This window comes from Janibacter sp. CFPM2_SD2 (assembly GCF_057364645.1).
Genome location: NZ_JBNFOF010000192.1, coordinates 1 through 5916 on the forward strand (window position 1 = coordinate 1; position 5916 = coordinate 5916).

8 protein-coding genes and 2 pseudogenes are annotated in these 5916 nt (G+C 72.7%); 5 read left to right on the plus strand and 5 right to left on the minus strand.

Going from position 1 to position 5916, the window contains the following annotated elements:
- From AC2W7J_RS14850 to AC2W7J_RS14860, 3 genes and pseudogenes are all read right to left on the minus strand, one after another.
- A pseudogene (locus AC2W7J_RS14850) lies at nucleotides 1-258 on the minus strand (hypothetical protein); the annotation flags it as partial.
- A 13-nt stretch (nucleotides 259-271) separates the two neighbouring features.
- On the minus strand, nucleotides 272-613 hold the full coding sequence (locus AC2W7J_RS14855) for a mycothiol transferase (protein WP_485983329.1): 342 nt from the start codon (nucleotides 611-613) through the stop codon (nucleotides 272-274).
- An 89-nt stretch (nucleotides 614-702) separates the two neighbouring features.
- Nucleotides 703-861: pseudogene (locus AC2W7J_RS14860) on the minus strand (mycothiol transferase); the annotation flags it as partial.
- Nucleotides 862-1134: 273 nt separating this feature from the next.
- Here AC2W7J_RS14860 and AC2W7J_RS14865 point away from each other — a divergent pair.
- The 4 genes from AC2W7J_RS14865 to AC2W7J_RS14880 are packed head-to-tail and all read left to right on the plus strand — an operon-like array spanning nucleotide 1135 to nucleotide 4294.
- Entirely contained in the window at nucleotides 1135-1839 is a 705-nt protein-coding gene (locus AC2W7J_RS14865) for a DUF1361 domain-containing protein (protein ID WP_485983330.1), read from the plus strand.
- Nucleotides 1836-3041, plus strand: a complete 1206-nt coding sequence (locus AC2W7J_RS14870) for an MFS transporter (RefSeq protein ID WP_421008924.1) — start codon at nucleotides 1836-1838, stop codon at nucleotides 3039-3041. The genes AC2W7J_RS14865 and AC2W7J_RS14870 overlap by 4 nt, the downstream gene beginning before the upstream one ends.
- Before the next feature lie 29 nt (nucleotides 3042-3070).
- The gene (locus AC2W7J_RS14875; RefSeq protein ID WP_485983332.1) at nucleotides 3071-3760 is read left to right on the plus strand and encodes a DsbA family oxidoreductase; all 690 of its coding nucleotides are present in this window, start codon (nucleotides 3071-3073) and stop codon (nucleotides 3758-3760) included.
- A 30-nt stretch (nucleotides 3761-3790) separates the two neighbouring features.
- Entirely contained in the window at nucleotides 3791-4294 is a 504-nt protein-coding gene (locus tag AC2W7J_RS14880; RefSeq protein ID WP_255184604.1) for a mycothiol transferase, read from the plus strand.
- Here the strand turns inward: AC2W7J_RS14880 and AC2W7J_RS14885 are convergent.
- The gene (locus AC2W7J_RS14885; protein ID WP_485983334.1) at nucleotides 4284-4406 is read right to left on the minus strand and encodes a hypothetical protein; all 123 of its coding nucleotides are present in this window, start codon (nucleotides 4404-4406) and stop codon (nucleotides 4284-4286) included. The genes AC2W7J_RS14880 and AC2W7J_RS14885 overlap by 11 nt on opposite strands.
- A complete protein-coding gene (locus AC2W7J_RS14890; protein ID WP_485983336.1) occupies nucleotides 4403-4987 on the minus strand; it encodes an NUDIX hydrolase in 585 nt (194 codons plus the stop codon). Before AC2W7J_RS14890 ends, AC2W7J_RS14885 begins: the two co-directional genes overlap by 4 nt.
- Before the next feature lie 91 nt (nucleotides 4988-5078).
- Here AC2W7J_RS14890 and AC2W7J_RS14895 point away from each other — a divergent pair.
- On the plus strand, nucleotides 5079-5916 hold an 838-nt coding region (locus AC2W7J_RS14895; RefSeq protein WP_485983338.1), incomplete at its 3' end, for an SPFH domain-containing protein.

Here is a 5916-nt window from a genome sequence, read left to right on the forward strand (position 1 = left end):
GAGGGCGGCGCCGTCGCCCCGGGACTGGGCCGTGCGCATGCGCTCGCCGAGGGCCGTCAGGTCAGCGACGACCTGTGGTTCGTCACGGGCGACGCGGTTGAGCAGCCAGGCCGACTGGGTGGGCTTGCGCAGGGCCTTGACCTGCGCGGCCAGGTCCGGGTCGTCGCCCTTCGCCGCCTGGACCAGCCGGGTGCGGGTCGCGACGAAGTCGGCCGGGGCCACCCCGTAGAGCTCGTCCACCGCCGCCGTGAGGTCCATGGTGACGATCCTGTCAGGAGGTGCGCGTGGCCTCGGCGATGCGGGTGAGGCGCGCGACGTAGTCGGCCCACCGCTGCTCGTCCCACTCGGGCAGGTTTTTGCCCTCGGAGCGCAGGCCCACCGAGCCGTCGAGCTGCTCGCGCAGGATGTCGGCGTGGCCGGCGTGACGGGCCTCGTCGAGGGCCATGTGGGCGATGATCTGCCCGAGTGTCACGGTGCTGCGCTCCTCGGGCCACCACGCCACCCGGCCCTCGGCGTCGAGGGGGAGGGCCTCGATCGTCGCGTCGGCGTGGTCGAAGCAGGCCCGGCACCACGCGAGCACGTCGGCCATCGACTCGTCCTCGGTGGCGAACATGTCCTCGTTGTCGTCGGGGTCGACCCCTCGACCTCCCACGGCAGGACGAGCTCGCTCGGCCGGCCGAAGGTCTCGCCGAAGTAGCCCAGCTCGCACGCCGCGGAGTGCTTGAGCAGACCGAGCAGGTTGGTCCCCGTCGGCGTCCGCGGCCGCCGCGCCTCGTACTCGTCGAGCCCGTCGAGCTTGAGCAGCAGAGCCGCTCGCTGCGTCTTGAGCATGTCGTGCAGGACGGTCTTGAGGTCGGCCATGAGTCGAGTCTGGCACCGAGGGCCGACACGGAGGCGTGCGAAGGGCCGCTCCCGGTGGCCCCCGGCGGGGAGGCCCGGCGCGCTGCCGAAGTCCTTCGTCGTCGTGTGGTCGCCTTGTCGTTCCCGACTTCGACTTGACGCTGCGCCGGACCTCCCCGCCGTCCGCTGGGGTGCAGCGCGCCCACCCTCCTCGTCGGGAGCGGCTCGCCCAGGTCAGCCGGCCTAGGGAAAGTGTCCAGCGTCTCCCAAGGTGCCCGGCCTACGGTGCATCGAATGGCACACATCTCGCACCCCGCGCGCTGGCTGACGGGGCTGACCCTGCTCCTGCTCGCCGGCACCGCCGTGGCGGCCGGACTGCAGAACGTGCGCGCCGACCGCGCCGGCGCCCCGGTCTTCGCGTTCCTCTTCTGGAACCTCTTCCTCGCGTGGGTGCCCTACCTCGTCGCGCTCGCCCTCGTGGGGCTCGACCGGCTCCGGGCGCCCGGCTGGCTGCTGGCCGGTGTGGGTGTCGTGTGGCTGCTCTTCCTGCCCAATGCGCCCTACATCCTCACCGACTTCATCCACGTCGGGGCGATCCCCGGTGCTCCGCAGTGGTTCGACGTGCTGCTCATCGGGTCCTTCGCCGCGACCGGGCTGCTGCTCGGGCTGGCCTCGCTGCTGCTCGTCCACCACGTCGTCGCGCGGCGCCTCGGCCCGGTCGCCGGGTGGGTGCTCGCCGTCGGCTCGCTCGCCCTGTCGTCGCTCGGCGTCTACCTCGGGCGCTTCCCGCGCTTCAACTCCTGGGACGTGCTCACCAACCCGCACGGCCTCGTCGAGGTCGTCGGCTACCGGCTCGCCGACCCGCTGGGCAACCCCTTCCTCGTGCAGTTCGCCCTCGCGATGACCGCCGGCCTGCTCGTCTCCTACCTCGCGACGTGGGCCGTCGGGCAGGCCCTCGCCGAGGGCCGTCGGCGCGGGGTGGCACAGTACGGCGGGTGAGCACCCCGGCAGCGTCGACCGCCCAGCGGGCGAGCATCCCGATCGAGATCAAGGTCCTCGTCGTCGCGGCCTTCGTCATCGCCGTCGGCTTCGGCCTGATCTCGCCGGTCCTGCCGCAGTTCGCGCGCAGCTTCGACGTCGGGGTGACGGCCGCGTCCGTCATCGTCTCGGCCTTCGCCTTCTTCCGGCTGCTCTTCGCCCCCGCCGGCGGCTCGCTCGTCGCACGGCTCGGTGAGCGGCCCGTCTACATCACCGGTCTGGTCATCGTCGCGCTGTCGACGGGCGCCTCGGCCTTCGCCCAGAGCTACTGGCAGCTGCTCGTCTTCCGCTCCCTCGGTGGCATCGGCTCGACGATGTTCACCGTCTCGGCGATGGCGCTGCTCGTGCGGCTGGCGCCGCCCCTGATCCGTGGCCGGGTCTCCTCGATGTACGGCAGCGCCTTCCTCATCGGTGGCGTCATCGGACCGGTGATCGGCGGTGCCCTCGGCGAGCTCGGGATGCGCGTCCCCTTCGTCGTCTACGGCGTCGCGCTGCTCATCGCCGCGGCCCTCGTCGCGGTCATGCTGCGGGGGACCCCCCTTCGCGCCGACCCGACGCAGGGTGCCCTGCCACCGATGACCGTCGCCGAGGCGGTGCAGGACAGCGCCTACCGGTCGGCGATGGTGTCCGCCTTCGCCAACGGCTGGACCAACTTCGGGGTGCGCGTGGCGATCCTGCCGCTCTTCGCCGTCGCGGTCGTCGGCGAGACGTGGGCGGCGGGTGTCGTGCTCGCGGCCGGGGCTGCCGCCACGGCCGTGACCCTGCAGTTCTCCGGCCGGGTCGCCGACACCCTCGGCCGACGCCGACCGATCCTCGTCGGGCTGGTGCTCAGCGCGGTCGGCATGGGGGCGATGGGTCTGGCCGGTGGCCTCGTCGCGATCATCGCCCTCACGACGGTGCTGTCCGTCGGCGCCGGGCTGCTCAACCCCGCGCAGCAGGCGACCGTCGCCGACGTCGTCGGCAACGGCCGGTCCGGGGGCAAGGTCCTCGCGGCCTTCCAGATGTGCCAGGACGCCGGCGGCATCGGCGGTCCCGTCGTCATCGGGGCGGTCGCCGACCTGTGGGGCTGGCAGTGGGCCTTCGCCCTGAGCGGGCTCGTCTCGGCGCTCGCGATCCTCCCGTGGCTGCAGGCCCGCGAGACCCTCATGACCCACCCGGGATGATTCCCACCGCGGGCAGCGTTGCCGGGAGCATGCAGATCGACATCTGGTCCGACATCGCCTGCCCGTGGTGCTACATCGGCAAGCGCCGTCTCGAGACCGCCCTCGCCGACCACCCGCAGCGCGACGACCTCCAGGTCACCTGGCACAGCTACCAGCTCGACCCGACGCTGCCGGAGCACTACGAGGGCACCGAGGCCGACTACCTCGCCTCGCGCAAGGGGATGCCCGTCGAGCAGGTGCGCGAGATGTTCGGCCACGTCGCCGAGCAGGCCGCCGGTGAGGGGCTGGCCTACGACTTCGACCGGCTCGTCGTCGCCAACTCCGCCCGCGCCCACGAGCTGCTCCACCTGGCCAAGGACCGTGGTGTCGCCGACGCCGTCAAGGAGGCCCTGCTCTCCGGGCACTTCGAGCACGGCCTCGACATCGGCGACGTCGACTCCCTCGTGCGGGTCGGCGTCGACGCCGGTCTGGACGAAGGGGAGGTCCGCTCGGCCCTCGCAGACGGCCGCTACAAGGCCGCGGTCGCGGCCGACATCGACATGGCTCGCCAGATCGGGGTGACGGGCGTCCCCTTCGTCGTCGTCGACATGAAGTACGCCGTCTCCGGCGCCCAGCCACCTGAGCTCTTCCGCGAGGTCGTCGACAAGGCGCTCGCCGAGCGGACCCCGGCCGTGCAGGTCGTGCAGTCCGGGGACGTCTGCGGGCCCGAGGGCTGCTGAGCGCCGCGACCCGGGCGTAGCGTCGGGGGCATGACTCCTGCACAGCTGCTCATCGACTGCTTCGGCCGGGTGCGCGAGAGCGCGCTGGCCGCCATCGACGGTCTGACCGAGGAGGAGCTGACGCACCGCGTCACGCCCGATGCCAACTCGATCGCGTGGCTGGTCTGGCACGCCTACCGGGTTCAGGACGACCATGTGTCCGACGTCGCCGGTCTCCAGCAGGTCTGGGCCGCACGGGGTTTCATCGAGTTCTTCGACCTCGACCTCGACGAGGACGACACCGGCTACGGGCACACGAGTGCGCAGGTGGGCAAGGTCGTCGCCAGCGCCGAGCTGCTCGCCCGCTACGTCGAGGCCGTGCACGACCAGACGGTGACGTGGGTCGCCGGGCTGCACGAGGCCGACCTCGACCGCGTCGTCGACACCTCGTGGGATCCGCCGGTCACGCTCGGGGTGCGGCTCGTGAGCGTCGTCGACGACGACACCCAGCACGTCGGGCAGGCGGCCTACCTCAGGGGCCTGCTCACCGCGTGATCGGTGGGTTGAGCTGCTCCACCGGACCCCGGCGGTAGAGCCGCGCGGGGCGCCCGGGCTCGGCGCTCGACGTGCGTCCGGTCTCCTCGAGGAAGCCGGGCGTCTTGGTCACCTTGCGGTGGAAGTTGCGCGGTCGAGCCGCTCTCCCCACACGGCCTCGTAGACCTCGCGGAGCTGGCTCACCGTGAACTCCGGAGGGCAGAAGGCCGCCCCCAGCGAGCTGTACTCGAGCTTGGCGCGGGCCCGCTCGACGGCGTCGCGCAGGATCACCTCATGGTCGAAGGCCAGGGCCTGCGACAGGGCCTCGGCGACCGGCCACCACCGGGCCTCGGCCGCATCGGTCCCCGCCTCGGGGGTGCCCGCGTCGGGGGTCAGCGCGAGGTGCGCGACGGTCACGGTGCGGCCCCGCGGGTCGCGGTCAGGGGCTCCGTAGGTCGCCAGCTGCTCCAGGTGGACCCCGGCCAACCCGGTCTCTTCGGCGAGCTCGCGCTCGGCGGCGGCGAGGAGGTCCTCCTCGAGCCGCACGTAGCCCCCGGGCAGCGCCCAGTCGCCGGCGAAGGCCGTCCCCTCGGGGGCGGCGCCGTCGTCGCCAGCGGCGGGTTCCCCCCTTCGCACGAGCAGGACCTGCAGCTGCGCCGACCGGACGGTGAGGATCGCCAGGTCCACGGTGACGGCCATCGGGGAGGGGTGCATGGCGCCAGCCTAGCGTCTTATCGTCAATTTGACGCATTGCCGGATGGGCCAATATCGTCAAACTGACGCAAACAACCCGAGGAGGCGCGTCATGGCCACCATCACCGGCTACCCCTTCATCACCCACCTGCGGACCCCCGCGACGACCTACGTCCAGCACCTCGCCCACGGCGACCTCAAGCACGAGGGGGTCGGGGCCTCCTTCTGGTTCCGCCGGCTGCCCGCCGTGCTCAGCGAGGTGCCCGTCGACGACCGGGAGCAGCCCGTGCTCGTCAAGGTGCGCGCGAGCGACCTGCAGGAGGTCAACGTGCCCGGCGTCGTCACATACCGGATCGCCCAGCCCGCGACCGCCGCCGAGCGCGTGGACTTCGGCATCGACGTCCGCAGCGGCATCTGGCTCGCCCGTCCCCTCGAGGTCGTCGGCGCGACCGTCCACGGAGCGGCCGCCGACGCGGTGACGGCCGCGCTCACCGGGCGCCCGCTGGCCCAGATCCTCATGAGCGACCCGGCGCAGCTCGCGGCGCAGGTCAGGGAGCGCCTCGTCGCCGACCCCAGGCTGGCCGACGTCGGCATCGCTGTCGTGGGTGTTCGCTTCGACGTGCTGCGCGCCGACCCGGACGTCGAGCGTGCCCTCCAGCTGCCCTCGCGCGAGCAGATCCAGCAGGAGGCCGACAAGGCGACCTTCGAGCGGCGGGCGGTTGCCGTCGAGCGGGAGGCGGCGATCGGGGACAACGAGCTGACCAACCAGATCGAGCTCGCCCGGCGGCAGGAGGAGCTCATCGCCCAGCGCGGTGCCAACGCGGTGCGCGAGGCCCGGGACACGGCGGATGCCGACCGGGTCGCGGTCGCCGCGGAGGGGGGAGCGGACGACGGCCCTGGCCCGGGCGAGCGCCGAGGCCACGCAGGCCATGGGCGTCGCCGAGGCCGAG

Coding starts and splice junctions, on each gene's coding strand:
- AC2W7J_RS14855 (WP_485983329.1), bottom strand. CDS start 613: ATGTTCGCCACCGAGGACGAGTCGATGGCCGACGTGCTCGCGTGGTGC.
- AC2W7J_RS14865 (WP_485983330.1), top strand. CDS start 1,135: ATGGCACACATCTCGCACCCCGCGCGCTGGCTGACGGGGCTGACCCTG.
- AC2W7J_RS14875 (WP_485983332.1), top strand. CDS start 3,071: ATGCAGATCGACATCTGGTCCGACATCGCCTGCCCGTGGTGCTACATC.
- AC2W7J_RS14880 (WP_255184604.1), top strand. CDS start 3,791: ATGACTCCTGCACAGCTGCTCATCGACTGCTTCGGCCGGGTGCGCGAG.
- AC2W7J_RS14890 (WP_485983336.1), bottom strand. CDS start 4,987: ATGCACCCCTCCCCGATGGCCGTCACCGTGGACCTGGCGATCCTCACC.